Annotated in this window: 18 protein-coding genes and 1 pseudogene; 2 read left to right on the forward strand and 17 right to left on the reverse strand. The window is 66.6% G+C overall.

Translation table 11 applies throughout. The features are described 5' to 3' along the window. Positions 1 to 263 (forward strand): annotated as a pseudogene (locus QSJ95_RS20245) (hypothetical protein); the annotation flags it as partial. A gap of 122 nt (positions 264 to 385) precedes the next feature. On the opposite strand, the gene QSJ95_RS20250 reads toward QSJ95_RS20245, so the two are convergent. Then, on the reverse strand, positions 386 to 1195 hold the full coding sequence (locus tag QSJ95_RS20250) for a hypothetical protein (protein ID WP_285644870.1): 810 nt from the start codon (positions 1193 to 1195) through the stop codon (positions 386 to 388). A 69-nt stretch (positions 1196 to 1264) separates the two neighbouring features. Between QSJ95_RS20250 and QSJ95_RS20255 the strand changes: the two genes are divergently transcribed. After that, positions 1265 to 1567, forward strand: a complete 303-nt coding sequence (locus QSJ95_RS20255; protein WP_058070634.1) for a hypothetical protein — start codon at positions 1265 to 1267, stop codon at positions 1565 to 1567. 24 nt (positions 1568 to 1591) lie between these two features. Here QSJ95_RS20255 and QSJ95_RS20260 read toward each other — a convergent pair whose 3' ends face one another. The 16 genes from QSJ95_RS20260 to tssE all read right to left on the reverse strand — a co-directional run bounded on the left by QSJ95_RS20260 (position 1592) and on the right by tssE (position 26892). Continuing rightward, a complete protein-coding gene (locus QSJ95_RS20260; RefSeq protein ID WP_285644871.1) occupies positions 1592 to 4930 on the reverse strand; it encodes a DEAD/DEAH box helicase family protein in 3339 nt (1112 codons plus the stop codon). Further along, a complete protein-coding gene (locus QSJ95_RS20265; protein WP_285644873.1) occupies positions 4930 to 7899 on the reverse strand; it encodes a DNA methyltransferase in 2970 nt (989 codons plus the stop codon). Before QSJ95_RS20265 ends, QSJ95_RS20260 begins: the two co-directional genes overlap by 1 nt. 425 nt (positions 7900 to 8324) lie before the next feature. After that, positions 8325 to 9401 carry a type VI secretion system protein TssA gene (gene tssA / locus QSJ95_RS20270; protein WP_285644874.1) on the reverse strand — a complete coding sequence of 359 codons (1077 nt, stop codon included), beginning with the start codon at positions 9399 to 9401 and terminating at the stop codon, positions 8325 to 8327. A gap of 13 nt (positions 9402 to 9414) precedes the next feature. Continuing rightward, positions 9415 to 9588 carry a hypothetical protein gene (locus QSJ95_RS20275; RefSeq protein ID WP_285644875.1) on the reverse strand — a complete coding sequence of 58 codons (174 nt, stop codon included), beginning with the start codon at positions 9586 to 9588 and terminating at the stop codon, positions 9415 to 9417. Positions 9589 to 9633: 45 nt separating this feature from the next. Next, on the reverse strand, positions 9634 to 9885 hold the full coding sequence (locus QSJ95_RS20280; RefSeq protein ID WP_285644876.1) for a hypothetical protein: 252 nt from the start codon (positions 9883 to 9885) through the stop codon (positions 9634 to 9636). A 243-nt stretch (positions 9886 to 10128) separates the two neighbouring features. Beyond that, complete coding sequence (locus tag QSJ95_RS20285) at positions 10129 to 10635, reverse strand: Hcp family type VI secretion system effector (RefSeq protein ID WP_089394267.1); 507 nt, start codon at positions 10633 to 10635, stop codon at positions 10129 to 10131. Between the two features lie 161 nt (positions 10636 to 10796). Next, on the reverse strand, positions 10797 to 13271 hold the full coding sequence (gene tssM / locus QSJ95_RS20290; protein WP_285644880.1) for a type VI secretion system membrane subunit TssM: 2475 nt from the start codon (positions 13269 to 13271) through the stop codon (positions 10797 to 10799). Beyond that, a complete protein-coding gene (tagF, locus tag QSJ95_RS20295) occupies positions 13268 to 14191 on the reverse strand; it encodes a type VI secretion system-associated protein TagF (protein ID WP_285644881.1) in 924 nt (307 codons plus the stop codon). Before tagF ends, tssM begins: the two co-directional genes overlap by 4 nt. Positions 14192 to 14225: 34 nt before the next feature. Next, on the reverse strand, positions 14226 to 18110 hold the full coding sequence (locus tag QSJ95_RS20300; protein WP_285644882.1) for a type VI secretion protein IcmF/TssM N-terminal domain-containing protein: 3885 nt from the start codon (positions 18108 to 18110) through the stop codon (positions 14226 to 14228). Positions 18111 to 18141: 31 nt separating this feature from the next. Next, the gene (gene icmH, locus QSJ95_RS20305; RefSeq protein ID WP_502945289.1) at positions 18142 to 18855 is read right to left on the reverse strand and encodes a type IVB secretion system protein IcmH/DotU; all 714 of its coding nucleotides are present in this window, start codon (positions 18853 to 18855) and stop codon (positions 18142 to 18144) included. Further along, the gene (gene tssK / locus QSJ95_RS20310; RefSeq protein ID WP_285644886.1) at positions 18852 to 20195 is read right to left on the reverse strand and encodes a type VI secretion system baseplate subunit TssK; all 1344 of its coding nucleotides are present in this window, start codon (positions 20193 to 20195) and stop codon (positions 18852 to 18854) included. Before tssK ends, icmH begins: the two co-directional genes overlap by 4 nt. Next, positions 20192 to 20926, reverse strand: a complete 735-nt coding sequence (tssJ, locus tag QSJ95_RS20315; RefSeq protein ID WP_285644888.1) for a type VI secretion system lipoprotein TssJ — start codon at positions 20924 to 20926, stop codon at positions 20192 to 20194. The genes tssK and tssJ overlap by 4 nt, the downstream gene beginning before the upstream one ends. 11 nt (positions 20927 to 20937) lie before the next feature. Beyond that, on the reverse strand, positions 20938 to 23550 hold the full coding sequence (tssH, locus tag QSJ95_RS20320) for a type VI secretion system ATPase TssH (protein WP_285644890.1): 2613 nt from the start codon (positions 23548 to 23550) through the stop codon (positions 20938 to 20940). Continuing rightward, a complete protein-coding gene (gene tssG / locus QSJ95_RS20325) occupies positions 23547 to 24614 on the reverse strand; it encodes a type VI secretion system baseplate subunit TssG (RefSeq protein WP_285644892.1) in 1068 nt (355 codons plus the stop codon). Before tssG ends, tssH begins: the two co-directional genes overlap by 4 nt. After that, a complete protein-coding gene (gene tssF / locus QSJ95_RS20330; protein WP_285644894.1) occupies positions 24578 to 26410 on the reverse strand; it encodes a type VI secretion system baseplate subunit TssF in 1833 nt (610 codons plus the stop codon). Before tssF ends, tssG begins: the two co-directional genes overlap by 37 nt. Next, complete coding sequence (gene tssE / locus QSJ95_RS20335) at positions 26410 to 26892, reverse strand: type VI secretion system baseplate subunit TssE (protein WP_285644896.1); 483 nt, start codon at positions 26890 to 26892, stop codon at positions 26410 to 26412. The genes tssF and tssE overlap by 1 nt, the downstream gene beginning before the upstream one ends. Positions 26893 to 26912 lie beyond the last annotated feature (20 nt).

The following is a 26912-nucleotide window of genomic DNA, read 5'->3' on the forward strand; positions in this document are numbered from 1 at the left end:
TTGTTAAAGAGCAGTTGGTTGATTCTTTCGTCTCAACCGAGGCCGCGCATTCTACGCCAACCTCTTATTTCGTCAAGCGTTATTTTCAGAATTTTTCGTTCCTACTCAACCGCTTGCGCTTTCGATCGGCCGGAGCTTCTCGTCAGCGGGAGGCGCATTCTACAGCGATCAAACTCGCTGTCAAGCACCTCGGCGATCTTCCTTTTGGCTCGCTGCCGGAGCAGCTGTCGAACCCAAAGGCGGCGAGTGAATCACCGGCCTGATCACCACCCCAACTTCGAACCTGCTTAAGTGCTTGATTTTCAAGCTCTTTCAGCGCTTCGTCGCTGGGAGTGGTGCGCATTATAGGGAGTTAAAAACCCCCGTCAACGACTTTTTGAAACTTTTATTTCAGCGGCACTCTTTCCTGCAGCAGCGAGACCAGCGAGTCGAAGTCGTTCATCTGATAGAGCGGCAGGTACAGCTTCCTGACCGCGCCCCTCACCTGCCCTGCCGAGCCCATGTCGCCGCTGACCACCTTCCTCTTATAGGCAACCTGCTCGTCCTGGTGCCGGTACACGTCTTGCGCCGACATCCAGAACACGCCCTTCACGCAAGGCAGGTCGTACCAATAGACGTAGGCGCACTTGTGCGCGCCCGGGCCGTTGACCACGAGCTCGCGCTGGGCGTTCAACTTGCCGGCGACGTCCAGCGTCATCGAGTGGGAATAACACTCGTAGGCCGGATTGACCTTCTGTGAGATCCGCAGGAAGGGCCGGAAGATGACCTTGAACTCCATCAGCAGCAGAACTTCGCCGGTCTGCACATGCCGTACCTGGAAATCCGGCATGTGCAATTCCTGTTGATCGGCCCGTTCGATCACGAGCCCCGGAACGAGGGTATCCAGGACTTGCTGGAAGTAGGCCTCGAACACCGCCTCCAGTTCATTGCCCAGGTTGATGTCCGGGTTCTTGTCTATGTGCTTGAGCGTGGAGAGATGGAACTTCTCGCATTCCCGGCAAACCGCGTCGCCGGGTCTTTTCAGCGAAGGCGCGCCCTGCGCCTCATCGAGATACATCGTCTGGTAGTAGTGGCGTGACTCCCGCTGCCAGGCGAGCAGCCTGGAGTGCCCCGCCGGGACGCGGGCGACCAGCCCCGGCGGCAACGACTCCAGCAGGTTCTGGTACAGGTTGCAGGCCTTCCATGGATTCGACATGCGCACATCTACTCCCTACAATCGACGCCCCTCAGTCATGCTACACGAAGAGATCGCACGTTCTTCATGATCAAGCTGCTCAATACCTACGAAGACCGCGACGAGGCGGAAGCCGCCGCCGAGAAGCTGACCGGCCCCAAGCGCCTGGCCAGCGAGCGCGACGACACCACCACCATCTACAATCTCTTCGGCGCCCCAACCTGGGGCAACTTCCTCCGCCTGGGCATGTACAACCTGGAGGAACTCAAGAGCCTGCTGGCCAACCGGGAAAGCTGGGATGGCGCACAGCAGGCGCGCCACGCGGAAATCGCCCGGACCTTGGCCATCGTGGCCAAGAACTACGAGATCGAAGTTCCCGCCCACTGGCTGTAGCCCCCGGCTACAGCCGGCAGCGCCCTACCCTATCCTCGCGAACATCTTCTCCAGATAGCCGCCGGCGCCGTCCTCCATGAAGAGGATGTGGCGCTCCTCCAGTTCCGTTTTCGAGCAATGCTCCGCGACGTTCAGCAGCTCCGTATAGGGCGTCGGCGACAGCACGAAGGCGTTGAGCACCAGCGCCTGCTCGCCCGGCTTGGCCAACGTGGCCTGGATCGTCTTGACCTCCTTGTACAGCCCCAGCTTCGGGTGCCCGAGGTCCAGGTTGCGCAGGCCCTTGGGGTCCACGAAGGTCAGCCACTGCTGCCCCGTCGCCTCGTCCACCAGCCAGAGCAGGAAATCGGGATAGAAGTTGCCCGCGGTGGCGAAGCCCAGGCCCTTGTCCTGGGTGGCGGCGTTGCGCAGCAGGTATAGGCTGCGCGAGCCGATGGCCTGCCTGCCGGCGGGCGAGCCGTGGAAAGCCTCCAGGTCCCTGACGAAATCCCACTCGCTGGGCGCGTCGAACGCCAGCGGGCGCAGCTTGAAGGGCACGGCGTCCTTGTCGTCCAGCGACAGCAGCGGGTAGTACAGGTGACGATCGAAGCTGATGGCCACCATGTGCGGCGCGCTCCATTGGCCGGCCTGGTCGATCCGCCCTTCCGCCACCAGCGCCTTCAGCTCCTCCAGCTTGCGGAAATACTCCAGGCCCTGCTCGCTGCCCTCGATCTCGAAGCGGTAGCCCTTGAGCATCGAGCCGTGCCCCGCATCCAGCTGGACCACGTCGTAGAACTGGCCTTCGTAGCCGCTCTTCAGCGCCTTGTAGAAGCGCTCGGTGTAGTCGACCAGCAGGCGGACCAGTATGTCTTCCTGCTTGCGGACGTCGGCATAGCCGGTGATCGCCAGCTCGCTGGCCGGGATCAGCAGCGTGTACCAGTCGGCCGGCCCCTGGCAGAAGTCCATCAGCTTCTGCCGGTCCAGGCGCAGGTTGCTCCAGCCCCGCTGCAGCTTGCAGTCCTGCAGTTCGACATAGATGCGGTCCCAGTCGAACAGGCCGAACAGCGCCGGGTTGAGCTTGGCGCGGTTGCGCGCCTGCGCCACGGAGCCCGCCGCCTTCGTGGTGCTCAGCGCCTCGATGCGCGGATACAGGTCCAGCGTCACATGGGGCAGCTTGACCTTGCCGGCGAACGCCGCGGGCACTTCGTACAGCCAGGGGAAGTGGGTGCGCTTGAAGCCCTTCTGCTGGTTGTCCTTGTAGCCGTCCTTGAGCGCCAGGGTCCTCAGCTTGCCCTGCGGCAGGTTCGCCCGGGTAGGGAGCTCCAGCTCGATCAGTTCGTCGCTGGGGGTGATCCCCTCTTCCTTCAGGTAGTCCTTGAAGGCCGCAATGTAGTTGGCGCGTACGCCGAAGATGTTCAGGGTTTCCAGCTTGTCCAGGTGCAGGCCCTTGGGGCGTTCCTGGGGGCTGGTGCGCTTGAGCGAGAAACCCTCGCCCTTCAGCCGCACGCCGCGGCCGAACAGCTGGATGATCTGCGAACCCTCGCCCTGCCCCATGTTGAGCAGGCCCATGGTGGAAACCCGCCAGCTGCTCCAGCCCTCGGTGAACTTGCGCGAGCCGATCAGCACGTTCAGCCGGCTGTCCTTATGGTTCAGGGTGCCGAAGAGCGCGCCAGTGAAGTCGTCCGCCTCGCTGTCGAAGGCCGCGCAGGCCTCGGCCTGGCGGAAGAAGGCGGAGTCGTCGCCGATGTTGATCAGCGCGAAGGGCTCGCCATCGCCCACCCGCAGGGCCAGTTCGCCCTTGCTGCTGCGGATGTTGACCAGCTTCAGGCGCTGGCGGGACGGGGCGTTGAACACCCGCTGGAGGATATCGGCGTACAGTTCGTCGATCCTGTCGCCATAGCCCAGCAGCGGCGCGAAGCGCCCCTGGAAGATGTTGTTGCCCTTGGCGTCCAGCAGCTGCGCCTTGTCATTCACCAGGTCCGCCAGCCAGGCCTTGATCTGCGCCTCGCGGTTGAGGAACTCGGCGAGGAAGGTCACCACCTCGAGAATGTCGGAGTCTTCGTCCGCCACCTTGTTGCCGACGAACACCCAGAGCGGTTTCTCGATGTTGAAGTCCTGCAGCTGCTCGCGATGACGGCTCCACAGCCAGGTCTGCTGATAGAAGGCCAGCAGGCAGGCGGCGAAATACTTGTAGGCGTTGTCGCCCTCGGCGTAGGCCTCGCCGTTCATGTTGAGGATCAGCGAGTCCTTGCCGTAGCCATCCTCGTAGAAGAACTTGTACGAGTAGTCGAAGAGGATGCACTTGGCATAGACCTCGCGGGTCGCGGTGATGCGCGCCTGGCGCAGCTCTTCCGCGGTCAGCGCCAACTGCGCCAACTGGTCCTCGTCCAGCTTCTTCAGGCTGGCGGTCTGGAACAGCATCTTCGCGCGCTTCTTCTTCAGCTCTTCCTCAGCCGCGTTGACGGTCAGCCCCTTGGCCACCGCCTGGCCGAAGGTGGCCGAATACTCGAAGGCGAAACCACCGCGCACCAAGGCGTCGCGCCGGCTCATCCAGGCCCCCGCGGCCGTCCCGGTGCCGCGGTGGCCTTCGTCCACCAGCACCAGGTTGTTGCCTTCGAAGGCTTCCACCGCCACGGTCTTGTCGCCCATCTCGTCGCCGAGCTTGTTGATGTCGATGATCTCGATGGTGCCGCGCGGCGGCGTCTGGCTCTTGTTGAAGAACTGGGCGAAGCCGAAGCCGGACAGGTGCAGCTCTTCCAGGTGCTGGCGCGACAGGCCCTCGTTAGGTGTCAGCAGGATGACCTTGCTCGGGTAGCGCTCGCCATTGCCGGCCTGGAAGTAGTGCAGGTACTGCAGGATGTTGACGTGCAGCAGCAGCGTCTTGCCGCTGCCGGTGGCGTTCCAGAAGGCGATCTTGTTCAGGTCGTCGGCGTCGAAGTCGCGGAACGGGTCGGCGCCGGCCTCCCCGCGGTAGGCCGCCAGGGTTTCGTTCAGGCCATCGAGCAGCGCTTCGCGGCGGTTGAAGTACCAGTCCAGGTAGATCTCGCTGAACAGCAGCGACAGGTACTGGAAGTACTTCATCTGCAGTTCGTGGCCTTCGCGCTTGTTGCGCTGGGCGGTGATGCGCTGCCAGTGCGCGACGATGTTCAGGTCGTAGCGGCGCAGCTCCGCCTCGCCGATGCGCTGCGGCTCGAAGAGGTTGCCAGCGAGCTCGTGGAAGAACAGCGTCTGGCCATCGTCGTCGATGCCTTCGTGGCGGTCGTCGCCCAGGCGCAGCTTCAGCGCCCCCAGGCTGCCGCCCTTGAAGAAGCCCAGCATCCAGCGGTTGAGCACCAGTTCCTGGTGGAAGCTGCGCTTGCCGGCCGCGCCCCGTGGTGCTCGCGCCATCAGAGCGCCTCCACGGCGAACATGCGTTCGAGGAATTCCGGCTCGATCTGGCGCAGCTTGAGCTCGCGGGTGGCGCCGCCCTGCGCCGCGGTCTGGGTGAGCACCGAGGGAATGTTGTGGTCGCCGTTGAGGTAGATGACGTCGAAGCGGCTGTTCGCCGGGTCGATCGCCAGCTCCTCGCAGAGCCGGCTGATGCCCTCGTAGTCGAGGACCTCGCAGTCACGCCAGAGCACCAGGCAGCTTTCCCCGCCCGGCAGCGTGCCGGTGACCTTGACGAAGCCCCGCTCCAGCTGCGCATCCACCTGGCCGACGCGCAGGCCGAGGAGGTAGTTGAAGGTCTCGACCAGGTCCACCGGGCGCCGCTCGAAGGCGCCGGCGGAGTCCACCGCGATGTCCATGGCGTAGTCGAACGGCTTGCGGAAATCGCCGATCGACAGCAACGAGGCGCGGCTCTCCACGTTCAGCATGTAGCGCAGCAGGTAGTCGTCCCGCGCGTGGTCCGGGAGGAAGCCGAACAGGTCGCCCACCGCCGGCGGCCGGGCCAGCTGGATGTTGTTCAGGGCGTCCTCGTAGCTCTCCAGCTTGAGCACCTTGAAGCAGCCGGACAGGCCGGTCTGCGGCGCCGTGGGCTCGCCATCCTTCCATTGCGCGGAGTAGATGGCCTTGATCGCCCGCGGCTTGGTCACGGTTTCGAAGTACTCGCCCTGCTCCACCAGGATGAAGCCGAGCTTGGGCTCCAGGCCGGCGGCCTGGGCCTCGCGCCGCAGCTCGATCACCGCATGGGCGGTGGTGCCGCTGCCGCCGAAGTAGTCGAGCACCAGGGCCTGCTCGTCGGCCTGGACCGCCAGGGAGATGCACTTCTTCACCAGGTGGATCGACTTCGGGAAGTCGAAGCGTTTCTCGCCGAGCATGTCGATGAGCAGGCTGTTGCCGTACTTGCCGGCGTCGAACTCGCCGCCGCTCCAGACGGTCTTGGGCACGGTCTGTTCATGGGTGACGAACAGGTCCCAGTCGTCGCCGACCTTGAGCGCCGCGACGCGCTCCAGGTTCTGGCGGATGGAGTCGAGGCCGAAGTTCCAGCGCCGCTCGACGCCGTCCTGGTCGATCGGCCACACCTCGATGCGCCCATCGGCCAGCAGGACGTTCCTGCCGGCCGGGTGGAAATCGTCGTCCGGCACCGTGCCGACGTCGACCACGCGGCCGTCCAGCACGTAGATCGGGTAGAACGACGGCCGCCGGTCGATGCGCCGGGAATTCTCGCCCCAGCGCCGCATCTTGCGCGGGGTGCCGTTCTCTTCCAGGGTCCTGGCGATGCTCGACAACCCGTCGCGGGTGAGGAACAGCGCGTACTCGTGGGTACGGTTGAAGTTGCGGGTGATCGAGCCCTTGGGGTTGTGCACCACGGTGACCCGCGACAGCGTGTGCTCCGGCGCCACCTGCTCCATCACCTTGGACAGGTTGACCATCTCGGAGTCGTCGATCGCCACCGTCTTCACGCCGTCGAAGCGCAGCAGGCTCATACCCTTGATCAGGCGGTCCTGCATCAGGCTCATCCAGGACGAGTGCTTGTACTCGTTCTTGTAGAGGATGGGCGTGGAGTTGGTGTTGTAGGGCGGGTCTATATAGATGTACTTGACCTGCTCGCGGTAGCGCTCCTGCAGGAAGCTCAGGGCCTGGAAGTTGTCGCTGTGGACGAAGGTGCCGTTGACGCTGCCGTCCAGGTCGGCAATGGAGGCCAGCAACCGCGCCTTGAAGGCGGCGTCGTAGAGGCTGGTGTCGAGCATCCGGAAGGGGGCGTTGCGCAGGTCCTGCTCGGTGCCGTTCGCCGCGCCCGTCCAGAGCCCCAGCTGGCGCCACTGCTCCCACTGCCGGGAGTTGCCGACGATGGCCGGGTACAGCGCTTCCGGCACCCGGTCCAGGGTGATGCAGTAATGGCTGGAGACCACGAACTTCTTCTTCAGCCAGAGCTTCTTCTGGAACTCCTCCAGTTGCGCCAGGAAGTCGATCAGCTCCCGGGCGATGGCCCGCAGGCACTGCGTCATGCGCAGGCTCTTGTCGATATCGGCGATGGCCGTGGCGTTCTGCAGGTCGTCCAGGTGCAGGACTTCGTTCTTGATGTAGAAGTCCAGCTCGCCGCGCAGGAAACGCCCGAGGTCCTTGTGGATGAAGTAGTCGGCGGTGTTCTTGCTGGCGTAGTCGCTGAGGGTCTTCTCCAGCAGCGTGCGCTGCGGGTTCTTCTCGGTCGGCTCGCGCCTGGCCAGCTCGGCCCAGCGCGCCTTGACCGCCGCGTCGCCCAGCACGGTCTCGACGGCCTTGCCGATCAGCGTCTCCTGCCTGGTGCCCTTGGCCACCGGGCGGTATTCGAAGCGCAGCGTCAGCAGCGGCTGGCCGTCGGCGCCGTCGCCCTCCTCGATGGGCAGCAGCGCTTCGTCGTATTCGTGGCCGTGCTCGTCGGTGCGGCTCAGCGTCATCGGCTCGATCAGCGCGAAGCGGCGTTCCTTGTCGTTGTCCTTGCGGTTGTCCTTGGCGGTGTCGGCGGCCACCAGGCGGAAGTGCACGGCGCGGCCGTCTTCCAGGCGGAAGCTGTAGTTGGCGAAGTTCTCGCCGCTCTTGGTGTAGTACTGGTCCTTGTTGGCCCAGTGCAGCATGACTTCCTCGCCGGCGTAGGGGATGGCGTAGGTGTCCCCCTTGTAGCGGCGCTGGCTGACGAAGTCGCCGTTGTTGTAGTAACGGCTGAAGAAGGTCAGCAGGTGGCTGAAGACGGCGTTCTCGTGCTCGGCGCCATCGCTCCCCGCCAGGTGCTCCTGGATCTTGCGCGGCAGGCGCCGCTCCAGGTAGTCGTTGATCTCGCCGGCGCGGGCATTGAGGATGCGGTAGACGCCGAAGTCCAGCTCCGGGCGGTCGATCTGGAAGATCTCGCGCAGCTTGGCGACCAGGGCCTGGTGCTTGGGATTACGGATGTCGCTCATGACTTGGCCTTTTTCAATACCGCTGTATCTGTCCGGGTTCTGCGCCGGGAAAACGCACGCCGCGCCCGCAACCGGGTTCGCCACGGCGGGCTCGGACTATGCTCGGGATGCACGCGCCACCGGCCCGCGCCGCAGTGGCAGGGCACTTCGGCGGCAAACGACCGGGGTGGCAGGCGGAATCAGGATTCAGCTCCCTCTGCGATCCGCCAGGCAGTGAATCTCAACTGACTTGCGATTGGCAACCTGGGCCGCGCCCTGCCAATCCAAACTGTTGATCTTACAAGAGAAGCGAACCGTTCGCGACCGGTGGGGGGCGGGCTGCGCATAGGAGCAGGCGCGGGCCCCGCAGTGCCGGCATTGCGCCGGCCACCCCGGCGGACGGACGGTCGAGGACTCCCTCCAGCCCGGCCGTGCGGTGTCGGGATTCAGGACTCCTGGGTACCCAGGGTGTCGCGGATGCTGTCGATCACGCCGCCATCCTTGATCACGTCGCGCAACCAGGCATCCAGGGGCATGCCGCCCCACTTGATGGCACGCTCCACCAGGTAGGGGATCGGACTGTGCGGCTCGTGCTGGCGGAAGTACTGGGCGACGTTGCCCAGCAGCGCCAGGGCCTCCTCGCGGCTGCGCGGCATGCCGTTGATGGCCGGGACGGTGGAAGCCGGCGCCTCGGCGGGCGCGGGCCGGTTGGCCGGCGCGGCTTCGGGTTCGGCCTGCGGGGCGGAATTGGCGCTGATGTCCACGTTGCGCTCCTTGAGCAGGCGCTCCAGCAGTTGCTGGCAGCGGTGCAGCACGTCGTCGAGGTTGCGGAAGGAAGGCGCTTCCCGGCCGAACAGGCTGTCGGCCCTGGCGCCGAGCCCCTGCAAGGCGACGAGGCAGGCGCTGACCTGGGCATGCTGGGCCTGCAGGTGCGTGGTGTCGGTCAGCACCACGGAGCGCTGGAAGATTTCCGCATTGATCTTGCCGTCGTCCAGCGCGGCGCTGGCGGCATCGGCGTTCTGTCGGGCCAGGTTCTCCACCTGCCGCGACTCTTCGTAGCTCAGCAGGCTGTATTCCTGGCCCTGGGTCAGCGGCAGTTGGCTGGCCACCTCGGCCAGTGTGCTGTCGAGCCAACCCAGGCGCATGGCGCGCTGCTCGATACCTTCTTCCAGTTCAGGGAAAAGATTGTCCCAATACTCCTCCAGCAACCGCGTGGCCAGCGCCAGGCCGTGCTGCATGCCGGCGAAGCCATGGCGCCGGGCCAGGCCCTCGGCCAGCCAGGCGACCAGCATCAGGTCCTTGCTGCGGCGCGCGATGCCGTCCCCGGCCAACTCGATGACCTGCTCCCAATCCGCCTGCTTGAGGTCGGTCTGCCAGTCGCCCTGGGACAGATACTGCGGGTCGGCGCGGCGCGCTTCCTTGATCTGGTCGAACAGCTCGGAAAAGCTCAGGTCCTCGCCGGCACCGCCATCGATGGGGGCGGCCAGGAGATCGAGGGATAGTGAAGGGGGTAATGGCATCATGGTGCGTGATATCTCAATCCGGTGAGGTGTCGCGCCGACCGAAGCGTGGTCTGCGGCCGTTGCCAAGCAGGGCGGCGATGCTGATGAGCAGCAGGATCAGGAAGGCATACTCGCCCGCCAGGTTGAAGAATAAATGAGCGCCGCAGGCCACTGACAACGCCAGCAAGAGGAAACCCACATTTTTCATTCCAGACTCCGGCAGCAGGTTGGTTCGAATGACGCATCGGCTGACCTACAACTCCTCGACCTTTTTCCGCGCCCCTTTCTCGGTGTACAACCCCTTGTTTTCCGGCAACAGCTGGAAGCGCTTGATGGCGATGCCCATGTAGCCCTGATCACGAAGCCGCTTTATATCTGCCAGAGTCGTTTCAGAAGGTTTGGGAAACACACCTCGCTTGATCTGTATAAGGTCATAAAGTTGACCGCCTCCCCAGATCAAAAAAGCCAAAATGAAAAGTGTTGCGAACACTTCACCAATTGCCACCAGCTTACCCTTCTGAGGAACTAAGGATTCTTGACAAGCTCTTTTTCAAGCCAGTTCCCATAAATATGAAATTGGCTCCTGGCAACCCATAGTGCATCTGCGATGCTGGTGCCACACGACATTGATCTGCCTGTTGCGATAACAACTCATATGCCCTCCTCGGGAGCGCCTACAGAGCAACGCAGAAGACCGAGACCTCCCGGCGGCCGAAGCCGCCGAGAGGCACATTGCAGGCCAGTCCTATCAGGAATAGACCTTGTTCATCGAACGGTCCCAGCCGCCGGCGACGTTGCCGCCGCCCGCGCCATCGGCGCGTTTCTGCTGGGTGTAGGTGGTCTTGATGCGAGCGAAGTTGAAGGTCACCACTTCGGTCGGCAGATCGCCGGATTCGGCGTCGTTGGCGGCGCCGGTGTGGTTGATCGAGGACACCACCACTTCTTCCAGGGTGATCTGGTAGTAGGTGACCTTGTCACCGCCGGCGCGGTTGACGTTCAGCACCACCTGCTTCAGGTGCTGGCCCTTGCAGCAGGCTTCGAAGAGCTTGGCCGAGGCCTTGTCGACGAACTTGCGCACGGTGAAGTCGCTCAGGTTGACGCGCTCGGAGGAGGCGCCGCCGGCGGAGCTGGCGGTGGCCGAGGTGGCCTGGGTGGCGCCGTAGTTGTAGCCGAGCACCTCGATCCAGTCCTTGTGCTTGTCGTCCAGGGCCTCCCCCGGAATGCCGTCGATCTTCAGGAAAGCATCAAATGCCATGTCGCATATCTCCATATTTAAGTGAGTCGGGCTTCCATCGAACTGCTCAGATCGTCGCCCTACGTTGAAACCCCTATCCGTAGAGAGGCTCCGTCGGCACCGCGGCCATGCCTGCCGGCATGGCCATCGGTATTGCTTCCCGCCCGCGTCGGCGGCCCGGCTCAGTTGAGCGCACGGACCTCGATCTCCACGCGGCGGTTGGGTTCAAGACACTCGATCAGGCGCGCCCGCGGCAGCTGCATGTCGCACTTCACCAGCGGCTTGGCGCTGCCCTCGCCCACCGCTTCCATGAGCTCCCCGGGCACGCCCTTGCCGGCCAGGTAGGTCTTGATGGTCTGGGCACGCTGCAGCGAGACCTTCTCGTTGGAAACCGGATCGCCCAGCTGGTCGGCATGCCCGGCGATCACGATCTTGCCCACGTTGGGTGTACTCAGGAGCTTGCCGGCGATGGCGTTGAGCTGCCGCTGGCCGCCGGCCTTGAGGCTCTGGAAGTCGGCGCGGGCGAAAGCGAACAGCGTGTCGGACTCCAGGGTGATGGTCTCGATGGCGCGCAGCGACTGCGAACGCAGGCTGTTGATGTAGTTGCGCGAGCTGGACACCAGGAAAGCGTTGTCGAGGATGCGCGGCACGTCCGGCTGGCGGATCTGCTCGGCGTAGAAGTCGATCTGCCGGCTGGCGTATTGATAGTCGGGGGCTTCGCGGTCACTGCCGCCGACGTGCGCGGCGATCGCCGGGTACCAGTAGTCGGGCAGGTGCGCCTTGAGGAAGGCCGGGTCGGCCTTCTCGCGCTGGGAGCGCGACAGCATCACATAGGTGTCCAGCGCCGCCTCGCCGAAATCGGCGATCGACTGGGCGCGGTTGTCCGTCGGCAGCGCGCGCGGTTCGACGCTGTCGACACCACTGACCGGGGCCAGTTCGCGGGCATTGCGCTGATAGACCTTGATGCCGGTGAGCAAGTACAGGGTGCGCGTCAGGTTCTGCGCGGTGGGCTCGAGCATCACGCTTTCCAGGCGGGCGAAGTAGCGTTCGCGCAGCAGCGGCTCCACGGCATGGCCCTGGTACAGCCCCAGGCGCATGGACAGCGGCACGCCGTCGTCGTGGTGCCAGCCGAAGTAGTGCGCGGTCCACTGGCGCAGGCCGTCCAGACTGCGCCACTGAGTGAAGCGTCCCGCCTCGTTGCGGTCGGCCTCGGCGGCGCTGGCCAGCTCGCTGCCGATGTCGCGCAACTGGGCATGGTTGTTCCAGAACGACCAGCCCCAGGCGCCGCACAGCAGCGCCGCGAGCGACGCGGCCAGGCCGACGCCGATGGCCTTGCGCCGACGTTCGCGGCGGTTGCTGGTGTACAGCGCCACCAGGTGCTGGTCGGGAATGATGACCTTGTGGAACAGGCTCGGGATGAACAGCGACTGCGGCCGTGCCGTGGCGCCACCGGGCTCGCCGTCGGCCTGCAGGGAGAAGCGCGCGCTGACCGCGCAGGCATGCACGCCGTGGCGCGGCTCGCTGCTGTCCAGTGCCGAGGTGAAATAGAAACCACGCAACAGCTCGGCGCTCTGGTAGGGGTTGGCGCGCAGCAGCGTGGCGACGAAGGCCTGCAGGCGCGGACGCAGCGCTTCCAGCTCCAGCGGCAGCCGATATACCGACGGGTCCTCCCGGGTGACGCGGATGTCCTGCTCCACCAGTTGCTGGTGCGCCACCTGCTTCCAGTACTGCACCAGCGCCGCCATGGCGTCGTCGAAGCGCCGGCCCCAGTCGGACTGCTCGAATCCCTGGTGATTGAAGGTCTTGCCCATCACCTCTTCACGGCGCGTCGGGTCCAGGCACTGGTGGAACTCGCTGAAGCCGGGCAGCAGGTCGCACTTGGTGAACACCAGGTAGATCGGCAGACGCGCCTCCAGCAGCTGGTGTGCTTCCTGGATGCGTTCGCGCAGACGCTTGGCCAGTTGCTCGCGGTCATCGTCGCCGCCCTGCAGCAGGTCCTCGATGCTCACCGTCACGATCAGGCCGTTCAGCGGCCGGCGCTGGCGATACTTGCGCAGCAGGGCGAGGAAGCCGCGCCACTTGCCGGCCTCCTCGGGGTTATGCATGTAGCGTCCGGCGGTATCCAGCAGCACCGCCTCGGCGGCGAAGAACCAGTCGCAGTTGCGCGTGCCGCCCAGGCCGGCGACGCGCACGCCCTCGCGGTCGGCATAGGGGAAATTCAACCCGGACTGCGCCAGCATGCTGCTCTTGCCCGCCGCCGGCTGGCCGATCACCAGGTACCAGGGCAAGGCGTAGAGGGCGTCGCGGCTGCGTCGGCCGCGCCCCTTGGCGCCAAGGCGTTCGAGGCTCTGCAACAGACGTTCGCGCAGCAGGCCGATCTCCTCGCGGTCCTGCGGGCTGGCCGCCAGCACGGCCTGGTCGGCGTCGTCGCGCAGCAATGCTTCCAGGTCATGGGACGGCGTCGCCGCGCCACGGTACAGCAGCAGTACGTAGAGCGCCGAAAGCAGCAGGAACAGGGCGATGCCGGCAAGCAGGCTGGGCAGCGAGGCGAAGCCCAGCAACAGGCCCAGGCGCCAGACCAGGAAGATGGCCAGGAAGAAGGCCAGGCCGAGGATGTAGGGTTGGTACTTGAGGAAGTAGTAGCGGATTCTGTTCATACCAGTTGCGCCTCCTCGGCCGGTGCGAAGCGCGCCAGGTAGTCGCGCAGCGCCAGGCCCTCGTCGGGCAGCTCCAGGGCTCGGTGGTGTTCGTTGAAGTCGGCGAAGCTCTCGAGCAGGTCGTAGCGCTCCTCGCGCCCGGCCACTCCGGTGAGCAGGCGGTACAGGGCGTCTTCGCCGCGGCCGGTGAAGCACAGCAGCGCCGGACGCATGAAGTCGTCGACCAGCAGGCTGGCCACGGGAATGGCTCCGCCGGCGAAGCGCGCCAGCCAGGTGCACCAGAGGTCGGCCACCGGGCGCTTGAGCCAGCGCTCGGCCGGCAGCGGCAGGCGCAGCACCAGCGGGCGGCCCTCGGCCAGGGGTTCGCGCAGGGCGTGCAGGCGGTGCAGCAGCGCGCTGGCGACGAATTCCGGGTAGGTGTTGGCCAGCGCGGCGGAGATGTCGCGCAGATTGAAGTCGGCAAGGAATTTCTCGTGGACCCGCCGGTACAGCGCCAGGTCCTGCTCACCCCAGGGACGCAACGTCTCGATGCGGGCGAACAGGTGCTGCGCCTCCACACCTTGGCGCGCCTGGTTGAGGAGGGGCGTGACCTGGCCGGCGAACAGTTCGCCCAGGGTGTGCGGGGCGACGAAGCCCTGGGCGTGGCTGCCGCGGATGCCCTGGAAGACCAGGAACGGATAGCGCCGGCCGCTGGCATCGCGCGAGCTGGCCAGACCACCGAACAGCCAGTTGCCGGAGCGTGCGCGGAAGCAGAAGTGGCACAACGGCAGGCGGTCGAAGCGCTCGCGCCAGTCCTCCATGCCCTGCAGACGACCGAGGCCGGCCTGCAGCCAGGCGTCGAACTCGCGCACCTCTTCCGCTGCGCCGTGCAGGCTGACGAAATCGGCCGCCGCGGGCAGCTTGCCGAAACAACCGATCATGGGCGCGCGCCCTCGCCTGCCATGGCCAAGGCCCTCACAGGCGTCCCGCCTGGCCCAGCGAGCCGAGCGTCTTGACGTTGGCCAGGTCGGTCATCTTCACCCCGCCATAGTTGCGCACCAGCAGGCTGACATTGCCGGCGCCGGTGCTCCAGGTGAAGCGCTGCTGCACCTCGTCGACGTTGCTCACGCGGGCGCTCTCGCTCATCTTCAGCAGGCCCCAGCGGCCGGGGTAGTCGAATACCGTCAGGCGCTGGCCGGAGAGGGTCACCACGTCCAGGCGCGCGCCCGGGGTGCTGGTGCTGCCCGGCCAGGCGAAGCGGCTCCAGTTGCTGCGGCCGTTGCGGTAGTGCTGCTCCTGGCCGTCCAGGGTGAAGACGATGTCGGTGAAGGCGCCGGAAGGTTCGAGCATCACCTCGAAACCGTTGTCGCGGTCGGACAGGCTGGCAATCACCTCGCCCAGCGAACTGGCGCGGTCGATGCCACTGACCATGTGCGGGTCCACCAGCGGCGCCTGCTGACCGTTGCCCATGCCCAGGCCTTCGCCGCCGGAGAGGTTGCCGATCTCGTTGCGCTTGAAGGCCGGCAGCAGGCCGGTCTGTGGGTCGACGAAACGCTGCAGGTCCTTGACCGAGGCCTCATTGGCGCTGCCCGGGGCAATCGGGTAGCGGTGCGCCAGCACCTGGTTCCAGGGCCGTGCGATCTGCTGCGTCCAGGCCTGGGCGATCTGTTCGCCGGCCGGCCCGCGCAGGCTGTCCCAGCTGTACTGCAACGGCGCAATGAAGAGCTTCTGCAGCGAGGCGGACAGGCCGCCCTGGCTGGTATCGATGCTGGTCTCCACGTAGTTGCGCGCGCCGGCGAACTCGGAAGGCCCGCCCTCGAGGGTCTCGCTGATCAGCGCCTTGCTGCTCTTGCCCACGTCCTGGGAACGCTGGACGTTGGCCAGGCGCACCTTGAGCCGGCGCAGCGAGGCCAGGTAGCGATCCATGACGGTGCTGTCGGCGCCTTCGGGGTTCTCCCGGGCGAACAGCCGCGCCACCGGTTCGAAGCGCTTGGCCAGGCTGCCGTCGTCGACCTTGGGCAGCGGCGTGCTCATCTGTTTGGCGGCCGCTTCGGCGTCATCGCCGAACACCCCTTTCACCCGCATCCAGAAGCTGTCTTCGACGGCGCTGGCGACCTTCTGCGCCGGCCTCTCCGGCTGGTCCCAGCTGGTGTTGCGGTCCACCGCCGCGAGCAGTTGCTTGAGCGGCGAGTTCTGCACGTCGCTGTACAGCGACAACTGCCGGGTGGCGCCCTGCATGTCGCCGAACTGGCGCACACCGGTACCGGCCAGGAAGCGCATCCAGACCTCGGCGTAGTCGGCCTTGTAGCGGGCCATCAGCTCGCGCATGAAGTTGGCCTTCTGCACCAGGCCATCGCCGCCCTCGCCGTCGAGCACCCAATCGGACTCGTTGCGCAGGTCGCCGGAAAGCAGCCTGATCAGCTCCGGCCGCAGGAACTGCTCCCAGCCCTGGCGGCTGTAGAGCGCCGGGATCGCCTCGCTGGAATACAGCAGGTTGCGCCCGGGCAGCGGCACCAGGTCGTTGAGGGTCAGCGCGGGGAACTGGCGGTCGGCTTCCAGCTGCAGACGCAGGTACTCGCGATCCACCAGCGAACTGGCGCGCATGAAGGACTTGAGGTTCTGCCGTGCCTCGGCCACCAGTTCCTCGTTGCGGCGCAGCGCCGGTGCCTCTCCGGCCCGCAGGTAACGAACGTACATGGCGCTGTTGGCACGCACCACCGCGGGGTCGAGCTTGTCGCCCCCCTCCCCGGCCTGGGCGCGCTCCCAAGCCTGCGGCAGGGTAGCGGCGACGAAGTCGGCATCGGCGTGCTGTTCCGGGCGGGTGAGGATCAGGTAGAGCTTGAGCGCGTCGTAGGCCTCGATCAACGAGGCCACCTGGTGTTCGTCGAGACGGTCGAGGACCTCCTCGGACAGGCTCAGGCCCGCAGCGGCGGCACGCTCGCCGGAGGTATCCGCGGCCTTGTCGGCGGCCAACTCGGCCAGGGCGCCGCGACGCGCATCACGCGCGGCTTCACGCAGGCGACTGCCCGCTTCGCCACGCAGGCGCGAGCCCAGGTCACCAACACTACGGGGCACACCGCCCAGGGACGGGGCGGCAGCGGCGTTGCCTTGGCGCACCTGGCGCAGCGCCGCGCCGGTGGCATCGCTGCTACGGCCCGGCGCCTTGCCGGCCTCGACGGGTACAGTGAGGGTAGCGCCCAGGCTCTGAGCGAAGTCATCGAGGTTGCGCAGACGCCGCTGCAACTCTCGGCCCACCGGCTCCAGGGCCTGGCGCTGCAGTTGATCCAGGTAGGCCCGTTGCAGCGAAGAGCGCAAGTCGTCGCCGGCATAGAGGCCGGCCCCCTGGCGCAGGGGTACGCCATTCTGCCGCTGATTGTCGACCTCGGCCAGGCGGGTGCGCAGCAGTTCCAGGTCCTGGGCCGGGTCCTGGCCGGCGCCGCCCAACTGGGCGCGCAGGCCGTCGAGCCAGGCGCGGTTGTTGGCGAACGACCAGCCCTGCCAGGCGGCCAGACCCACCCCGGCCAGCACGGCGACGGCCAGCAGACTGGGCGCCAGTGTCTTGCGCCTGCCCAAGCGCGAGTAATAGAGGCTGAGATCCCGGTCGGGGAAGATCACCCGGCGGAAGGTGTCGGTGATGAAGTAGCTGCGCTCGCCAATGCGCCGCGCCAGGTTCTCGTCCGGGCGCTCGACGGTATCGGCGTCCAGGGCGAAGTTCTCGGCCACCACCTCCTCCAGCAGCGGCGGCAGCACCTGGTCGGTCTGCAGGGCGCTGGTGAAGTACAGGCCACGCAGCACCGCCGGGGTGCGCTGGCGCGCGGCGCGCTCGAAGCTCTCGAGGAAATCGCCGAGCAACCCGGACAGCTCGCCCAGGTAGCGCGGGAACTGCAGCAGGCTGGCGTCGGCGCGCCCGCCCAGGATGCCGAGCTGGGCACCGATGTGCTGTTCCAGGCTGGCCAGCAGCGCACCGAACTTGTCCTGCAGCGCGCCGCGCAGGCCGTGCTGGCGCAGCTCGCCGAGGCTGAAGGTGATGCCCAGCGGCTGCTGGCGGGCGGTGGCGTCCAGCGCGTCGAAGGCCTGGGAGAAGCCGGGCAGCAGGTCGACCTTGCTGAGCATCAGGTAGATCGGCGGGTTCACCCCCAGGCACTGGCTGTAGGTCTGGATGCGCTGCGCCAGGCGCTCGGCCAGCTCGCCGCGCTCGTCATGGGAGGCGGCCAGCAGGCCGGGCAGGCTGACCACCAGCACCAGGCCGTTGACGGCCGGCTTGCGGCGCTGGCGGCGCAACAGCTTGAGGAATTCGGCGAACTCCTGGGCCGACTGGTCGTCGGTGAGGTAGCGGCCGGCGGTGTCGATGAGCACCGCTTCCGGGCTGAAATACCAGTCGCAATGCTGGGTGCCGCTGTCCGTCGCACTCTGCCCGGCAATGCTGGCCGACAGACCCGAGCGCGTCAGCAGGGAGGTCTTGCCCGAGGCCGACATGCCCACCACCAGGTACCAGGGCAGGTCGTACAGCGCCGCCTTGCCGCCGCCACCCGCCGCACGCGAGGCACGCAGCAACGCGATGGTGTGTTTCAGGCGCTGCTGCAACACCTGGGAGTCGCGGAACTCGCCGCCGCTGCCGGCGCTGCGGTCCACCTCGAGCTGGACCAGGTTCTCGATGTTGCGCTCGGCGCGGATGCGCCGGTACTGGCGCAGCACCACCAGCAACAGGCAGAAGGCGCTGAACAGCGCCATGGCCACCAGCACGCTCTCGCGCTGCGGCAGCCAGCGCGGCAGCACAAACCAGCACAGCAGCATGCCGACGAGCCACAACAACGGCAGGGCGAACCAGAAACTCTTGAGTGCGCGGAATATGACTTTCATGTCTTCCTGACCTGATCGATGAAGGCGAGGCTCAATGGCCGAACAACGCGTCCAGTTGCCCGGCGAGGGCCGCCACGTCCTTGCCCAGCAGCCAGTCGAGGGTGAAGTAGAGGGCCGCGCAGAGCAGCGCGATCAGCCCGACGTAGACCCACAGCGGCACCTCGTAGCGGATCATCTGCGAGACCTGGTCCGGCAGTGCCCAGTCCGGCGCCAGGGTGCGCGGCGCCTTGCGGTAGCGGGCGATGTCCTGGCCCAGGGTGTTGGCGAGGTAGCGCAGCTGGTCCTTCTGTTCGAGGTTGTATTTGCCCTCGAAACCCAGGGCCAGGCACAGGTGGTAGACCTCCAGCACGTCGAGGTTGGTCTTGACGTCGGCGCGCAGCGCCTCGAGCTTGTCGAAGAAGCCCTCGCCCGCCAGGTGCACGCCGAAGTACTTGAACTGCAGTGGATGCAGTTCCACGTGGCTGCGGATGTTGCTGCCGCTGTCGTTGAGCACGCTTTCGTCGAGGAAGGCACAGAGCGCGTACTGGGTGTCGCGCACCTGCTCGACGCTGTAGCCGGCGGCGCGGGCATTGCGTTCCAGAGAGGCGAAGAAGTCGTCGACGCTGGCCAGGAAGCGCTCGACGCTCTGTGCCTGGCGACCGCGGCGAATCATCAGGGCCATGGACAGGAAGTCCTTGGCCAGGTCCTTGAGCGTGGGTTTCTCGCCCTGCTGCAGCAGGGTCGCAGGCATCACGGCTTCGTTCATTTGAGCACCGCCATCAGTTCGAGCTTGAGGTTGGCGAACGCGCTGGGCACGTAGAAGGCGATGGCCTGGGCGTCCATCATGCGCTGGTAGACGCGGCCGTGCGGTTCGATGGAGAAGTAGTGGTTGTCCAGGCGCACCGGAATGGCGTTGGGCAGGCGCGTGGCGTGGTTCAAGGCGGCGCCGGGCATGGCGGTGTTGACCACCACCTCGATGTCTTCCGGCGAGCCCACCTTGAAGGCCCGCGGCACCAGCTCCAGCAGGCTGGCGCCAGGCATGTCGGCGTGCACCGAGATATAGAAGTCGGCCTCGGCCAGGCGCGGGTCGTGCAGACGGCCGACGTAGTAGGAGGGCTTGGTCTGCTCCACCGCGATGGGCACGTACTGGTTGGGCACCACGTTGTCCAGCAGTTCGCGCAGCAATGCATCCAGGCGCAGCAGCGAGGCGGCCGGGTCGTCGTGGTCGTACGGCGGAATGTCCTTGAGCTGGATATTCAGCGAGAAGGTCAGCAGGCTTCCGGCCAGCTCGGCGAGGAAGCGGTAGAGCTGCTCCGGGTGCAGCCGCGGATGCTGCAGCAGGTGTGCCAACGCCGGGTAGGCGCGGTTGACCGTGTACAGCAGCCAGAACAGGGTGACGTCGCTGGAGCCGAACTCGGCGATCTGGTCGGCACGCTCGCGGCGCCGGTCGGACAGCGCTTCGCTCTTGGCCTGGAGCACGCCGAGCAGGCGCCGGGCGATGCCCAGCAGGGTGTCATGGGCGCCCAGGTGCAGGCAAGGGTGGACGAAATGGCCGTCGAGGTTGAAGCCGCCGGCGTTGTTGCGCACCAGGTTGGCCAGCGGACAGTAGGTGAAGCCGTCGAGGTTGTCGCCCTCGATCAGCAGCACCACGTTCAGACGCAGGCTGGTGATCTCGTTCTCCAGGTCGCCCTCGTTGAGGTCCGGCAGGGTGTCGAACTGCTTGCGGAAACGCCGCGCGCCCTGCTCGGTGGCACCGTCTTCGACGTAGTTGAGGCCATAGGGCTCGGGCCGGCGCAGCGCTGCGTAGACCTTCAGGTCGCTTTCACGCAGCAGGTCCTTGAGGTCGCGCGCGGCCGGCAGCGGGTCGTGCTGCGGGGCGTCGTAGAGGGTGCCGTCCGGGAACACCAGCTTCAGCCGCGACAGTTGCAGCACGCCGTTGGCCAGCGCCTCCTCGTCCAGCTCCAGCAGTTGAACACCCCAGTGGAACGGCGTGCTGCGCAGGGTGGCCTGGGCCAGCTGGTGCTGGTGGAACTCGTCCTGATACTGGAAATGCTGCGGTAGGAGGAACATGCCCTCCGACCACATCACCCGACTGCTCTTGCTCATAGACTGCCTTCCAGGGCTGAGTTGACCTTGCTTTCCAGCGCGTCGTGCACGCCGTTCTCGACACTCTCGCCGGCGGCGCGCAGGACACTGTCGCCGGCCTTCTGCAGCAGCGGCGCGGTGGCGCCCGGCTGCTCCCCGGGGGCACTGGCAGCCAGTTGGCGCGCCGCCGGGTCATCGAGCACGTCGGTGCCCCGGGCCACCGCCACGCGACTGCCTTCGAGGTAGATGCGCGCCCCTTCGCTGGAGGAGAACAGCACGCCCTCCTTGCGCATGGAGTCGGCCGCCACAGCCACCTTCCAGCGCGTCTGGCGCGTGTCGCGGAAGAAGGCTGCAACGCCGATGTAGCGGGCCTCCAGAGCCATGGGCCACTGCTCCACCTGGCCCATGCCCGGCAGCAGAGTCAGCTCGCGAGCATCCAGCAGGGTGTTGCCCAGCGCCACCTTGGGCGTGTCCCATAAGGCATCGGAGTCGGCGGTCAGGAAGCGCTCCAGCGAGTTCAGCTGGTACACCCGAACCACCACCGATAGCGGCTTGCCGTCGCGGCCGGGGTTGAGGTCGTTGCCGCCATCGACGGTGAGGGTCACCTTGTCGCGGTCGCTGAACAGCATGTCGCCGGCCCAGGTGCCGTCCATGCGCTTGCCCACGCGGTCCATCACCCCGCAGGCGGAGAGCCCCGCGGCGAGCAGCAGCAGGCCGACGAGGCGCAGTTTTCGGGAAGCGGAGAAAGTCATCGCGGCGGTCCTCAGCGGATGCGGTAGGCGAAATCGCCATCCTTGCCCAGGCGTACGGACAGGCTCTGCAGGGGCTTGCCCTGGGCCATCCGCTCGAGGACGCGCTGGGCCAGCTCCGGCATCAGCGTCCCGGACAGGATGTTGTCGATGTTGCGCGCGCCGCTGTCGACTTCGGTGCAGCGGGCGGCGATGGCCGGGACCAGCTCGGCGTCGAAGTTCAGGCTGGCCTGGTGGTTGCGCTCGAAGCGCTGGCGCAGGCGCTCCAGCTTGAGCGCGACGATGCGCTGCAGCACGGCGTCCTGTACCGGGTAGTAGGGCACGATGCTCAGGCGGCCGAGGAAGGCCGGCTTGAACACCTGGTTGAGGGTGTCACGCAGGCCCTCGACGATCTCCGCCGGAGCGGGAGCGGCCTCGGTGCCCAGGCACCACTGCATGATCCGCTCGGTGCCGACGTTGGAGGTGAGGATGATCACGGTGTTGCGGAAGTTGATCTCGCGGCCCTCGCCGTCGTCCAGCACGCCCTTGTCGAAGACCTGGAAGAACAGCTCCAGCACGTCCGGGTGGGCCTTCTCCACCTCGTCCAGCAGCACCACGCTGTAGGGCTTGCGGCGCACCGCCTCGGTCAGCACGCCGCCCTCGCCGTAGCCGACGTAGCCCGGCGGCGAACCCTTGAGGCTGGAGACGGTGTGCGCCTCCTGGTACTCGGACATGTTGATGGTGATCAGGTTGCGCTCGCCGCCATAGAGGATGTCCGCCAGGGCCAGGGCGCTCTCGGTCTTGCCGACACCGCTGGGGCCGAGCAGGAGGAATACGCCGATGGGCTTGTTCGGGTCTTCCAGGCGCGCGCGGGAAATGCGGATACGCTTGCCGATCTCTTCCAGGGCGTGGTCCTGGCCAAGCACGCGCTCGCCGAGCAGGGATGGCAGGCGCTGTACGGTGTCGATCTCGTCGCGCAGCATCTTGCCCAGGGGGATGCCGGTCCAGGCGGAGATCACTTCGCCGATGGTGCCGCCGTCGACGCGGGCGTGAACCAATGGCGTCTCGCCCTGCACCTCGGTCAGCTCGGCACGCAATGCCGCGAGGTCCGCCCGCAGCGCCTCGCCCTCCCCCGCCTCCGCGCGGGCCTCCAATTCGTGCAGGCGCTTGACCAGTTCCAGCTCGCGCTGCCACTGCGCCTTCAGCACTTCCTCGCGCTGGCGCACCTGTTCCAGGGCGGCCTTCAGTTCGGCCAGGCGCGCTGCATGATCGGCGCCGCTGGCGTTCTCCTTTTCCAGCACGGAGATCTCGGCGCGCAGGTTGTCGCCTTCACGCAGGCAATCCTCCAGCGTGCCGGGCTGCGCCGCCTGCGCCAGGGCCACGCGGGCACAGGCGGTGTCGAGCACGCTCACCGCCTTGTCCGGCAACTGGCGACCGCTGAGGTAGCGGCTGGATAGGCGCACGGCCTGGACGATAGCATCGTCGAGCACGGCGACACGGTGGTGCGCCTGCATCTTCTCCAGCAGGCCACGGAGCATGTGGATGGCGCTGTCCTCGTCCGGCTCTTCCACCTTGACCACCTGGAAGCGGCGGGCCAGGGCGGCGTCCTTCTCGAAGTACTTCTTGTATTCGGCCCAGGTGGTGGCGGCGATGGTGCGCAGCTCGCCGCGGGCCAGCGCCGGTTTGAGCAGGTTGGCCGCATCGTTCTGTCCGGCCTGGCCGCCGGAGCCGATCAGGGTATGGGCCTCGTCGATGAACAGGATGATCGGGTGCAGGCTGCGCTTGACCTCTTCGATCACCTGCTTGAGACGGTTCTCGAACTCGCCCTTGACCCCGGCGCCGGCCTGCAGCAGGCCCAGGTCGAGGGTATGGATGGCCACGCCCTGCAGCGGGGGCGGCACCTCGCCCTGGGCGATGCGCAGGGCCAGGCCTTCCACCACTGCGGTCTTGCCGACGCCGGCCTCGCCGGTGAGGATCGGGTTGTTCTGTCGGCGGCGGGTGAGGATGTCGACCATCTGCCGCACCTCAGCCTCGCGGCCCAATACCGGGTCGATGCAACCTTCGCGGGCGTTGCGCGTCAGGTCGATGGTGTACTGGTCCAGCGCTGGTGTCTTGCCGCGAGACGCGCCCGGGGCCGCAGTGACAGAGTCCGGTTGCGGCGCGGCCTGGGCCTGCTGCACCTCGCCGCTGGCCTCGGTGAGCGCCACCAGGTTCAGGCGCAGATCGTCGGGGTTGATCTTCTCCAGTTCGGGCGCGGAGGCCAGCGCCACCCGGCGCAGTTCGGCGTCGTCGAGCAGTGCCTGGAACAGGTGGCCGCTGCGGATCTGCGCCTCGCCGTATTCGATGGACGCCAGCACCCAGGCGCGCTCGATCAGCCGGGTGATGTGCGGCGACAGTGCCGGGGTACGGGTGTTACCGGTCTTGAACCCGGCCAGCGCCTGTTGCAGTTGGGCCTGCAGGCGGTCGGGCCGCACTTCGTAGTGACGCAGGATGGCCTGCAGATCGTTGCCCTCGGCGTCCAGCAATTGCAGCAGCAGGTGTTCGATGTCGACGTCGTAGTGGCGCTCGGCGAGGCAGAGTCCGGCTGCCCCTTCGGTGGCGCTGCGGCAGCTGTCGTTGAGCTTGGCGAACAGGGATTTCAGGTTCACAGGCGGACCCCATCGTAAGGAATGCGGAACAGCGCGCAGCGCGAGGGTTCGGCGTGCGCGCCGGGACGTTTCAGCCAGCCGAGCCGGCCCAGGGACAACTCGCCGCCACGGCCCAGGGTGGCCAGGGGGACCGCCTCGCGGCGCAGGCGCGGGGCGACCTCGAAATCCAGCTCGACGCCCAGGTAGAAGCGCACCAGCTCCACCAGGCGCTGGTGGTCGGCGTGCCCAGGCAGGAAGCGCCGGTAGTCCTCCAGCGCCAGCGGCCCCAGCTCGATGCGCACGCAGGACTGGTAGTCCCAGGTACGCCGACCGGTGACCGCGCTCTGCCCGAGCACGGCATTGGCGCGGCCCAGGCGCGTGCGTTGCGACGTTTCGATGGCCAGCCAGCGGCCGTTGAAGGGACGCACGCGGATCGGCAGAGCGAAGTAGAAGCCGAGCATGGCCTCCAGGTTCAGCGGGTTGCGCGGGCGCTGGGCGAACAGGCCGGAGAAGTAGCTGAACAGCGACTGGCGCAGCGGTTGCCCCTCGGTGAACTTGCGCGACCGGGCACGCGGGCCGAAGCCCACCAGCGCCAGCAGGTAGCGCTCGAAGTCGGCGGCGCCCTTGCGCTCGTACTCGATGTGGAAGCGGTGCTTCTGCCAGGCTTCGTAGAACAGCGCCGTCATGCGGTGCGAGAAGATGTCGAGGAAGGCGTGCGCGGCGTCGTCGCGGTGCTGCACATGGCGCTCGATGAGCAGCTCGGTGTAGGGCTGCGGCAACACGCCAGACGGCCCGACCAGGCCCATGAAGGTGACCTGCACGTCGGTCAGCGGCTGGTCGTTGGCCGAGCGCCGCCCTTCTCGCTCGAACTGCAGGTCGCTGACCTCGCTGGCGGGGAAGCACAGCGACAGCTGCGAGCGGAAGCGCAACGGATCGTCGTGCGGCCGCGTTTCCGGATCGATGCGCCCGGCGCGGCTGTAGTGCAGGCGCAGCAACCGCACGAGCTGGAAGAACTCGAAGCGGTAAGGCTCGGCCCGCGCCTGGTCGATCAGACCAGGGCTTGCGCGCCAGTTCTCGGAGGCCATTGCACGACTCGCTTCTCGCGCTGGCGGCTGCGCAGCGTGAGTTGGGTGAAGCTGTTGATGGAGCAGTACTGGCCGAAGAAGTGGTCCAGCACCATGCCGAACAGGAAGATGCCGCTGCCGATGAACTGCTGTTCGTCCAGTTCCAGGGTGATGCCCACGCCGCGCACGAAGCTCGGGCGGGGATGGCCGATGCGCGCCACCACCGGTTCGCTGCGGATGGCGGCGATGCCGTTGATCTGCTTGCGCACCGCCGAAGCGTTGCTGTAGTCGTACAGCGCCAGCATCTCCAGCAGTGCCTCGCGGCCGTGGGACACCAGCGACATGTGGTTCAGTCCCAGGTGCGCCACCAGGCGCCAGATCAGCCCGTTGCCCAGGGGCGGCCGCGCACTGGCGGTGGGCTTGCGCAGGCAGCGAATGCTCTGCACCACGGGGTTGCGGTCGAGACTGAAATCGCCCTGGGCGCCACCGTAGGGCAGCAGCATTGGCAGGTCGCGGTTGCTGCAGGTGAGGGTCATGCTCAGGGTGTCGGCGCTAGCGTCGATCAGTTCCAGCTCGCGGTCCACCAGGCGGATGAACATGTCGCTGCCAGCGTCCTGGCTGCGCTGCGAGGGCCGGCGCCGGCCGATCCAGTAGGTGGCGCGGCTGTCCAGTTCGCCGCGCGGCTCGAAGAACGGGTGGCAGGTGCTCACCTGGTCCAGGTTGCCGACCTTCCGTACCCGCCGCACACGGTCGATGGACACCACCTCCACCGAGGTCTGCTGGCGCACGTCCGGTACCACCGGGTACTCGTGGCGGGCGTGGGTCAGCTTGATCGGTTCGGCCTGCTGGCGGAACAGGTTGATCACCGGCGTGCAGCCCAGCTTGAAATGGTTGCGGTTGATGGTCTGCGCCAGCCGCGCCAGGCGCTCGCCGAGGTCGTAGTCGGCGAAGTAGAAGTTGACCTCCAGCGCGTGCAGCGGCTTGCCGGCCAGCACCCGGTCCAGCCCCTCGAGGTCGAAGAACATGAATTTGTCGGGGAAGGTGAAGTACTCGTGCAGCAGGCGGTAGCCGAGGAAGGAACGCTCGGAATAGTCCACCAGGCCCTCGTCCAGGGCATAGCCCACCGGCTTGAGCACACCCGCCGGCAGCGCCACTTCACGACGCCGGCCATCTTCCTCGAAGGCCAGGGTGACCTTCGCCAGGTTGTTGAACAGCAGCTCGTAGAGCGGCAGCATCAATGTGCTTTCGCCGTCCAGGAAGAAGCGCAGCCGTTCGATGCCCAGCTTGCCGAAAGGCACCTCGGTGGTGCACTGCAGAGCGATGCGCAGGCGAGCCACCAGGTCGGCGCTGTGGCCGTTGAAGGCCGAGCGCTCCAGCTCGGCGAAAGTGGCCTCGCGCACGGCGATGGGCCACAGGTCCACCGGGTAGCAGGTCCTGAACTTGCAGGTCTGCCCGTCCACCACCCGCGAGTTGAGCTGGCTGTGCCGCTCGATGCGGTAGTGACCGGTGATGGGGCTGCGCTCGCCGACGCCGAACTCGACGATCGACAGCGAGGGCGTGGGCCGCAGGTAATGCGGGTACAGCACCTCGAGGAAGGCCTCGACTATTTCCGGGAACTCGTCGTCCAGCTTCTTGTGCACCCGCGCGGCAAGGAACGCGAACGCCTCGATCAGACGCTCGGTGTGCGGGTCCTCGCAGTTGTCTCCCTCGATCAGCAGACGCGAGGCGATCTTCGGATACTGCCGCGCGAACTCCTGGCCGAGGAAACGCAGATGCGACAGTTCCTTCTCGTAGTAGGGAAGCAGGTCGTCGAGCATCAGTTGAGGTTCTGCACTTTGTATTCCTGGGTGTTCACCTGCAGCACCGCATCGAACGAGACCTGCCGCGTGGCGTCGTGCAGACGCAGCAGGGCGTCGACGCGGAAGGTCAGCATGCGCTGGCTGAGCTGCTGGTTGAGCAGTTGCACGCGGACGTTGCGGAAACGCCGGTCGCCGATCTCGATGGCACGCTCCAGCTGGCGCTGGATCTGCAGGCGGTCCTCGGGGTTGAGCACGCCCTTGCTGGTGAAGTCCGGCATGCCGTATTCGAGGATCGAGCCGCGTAATTGCGGGAACGCCTCCAGGCCGCCGGCCAACAGGCATTGCCGGGTGTTCACCAGGATTTCCAGGTCACGCACGACCCGCGCCTTGTACTCGGCGAGCGAGTAGAGGCGCTGGTCCAGGGCCTCCCGCTGCTGGTGGGGCTGGTCGTCGAGCAACCGGTCCAGCAGGGTCGGCATCAGTTTGTGCGAGCTGCTCATGCTGCCACTCCTTGGCAAGG

Origin of the sequence: Pseudomonas sp. NBRC 100443 (assembly GCF_030268185.1) — a bacterium.
Lineage (GTDB): Bacteria > Pseudomonadota > Gammaproteobacteria > Pseudomonadales > Pseudomonadaceae > Pseudomonas > Pseudomonas citronellolis.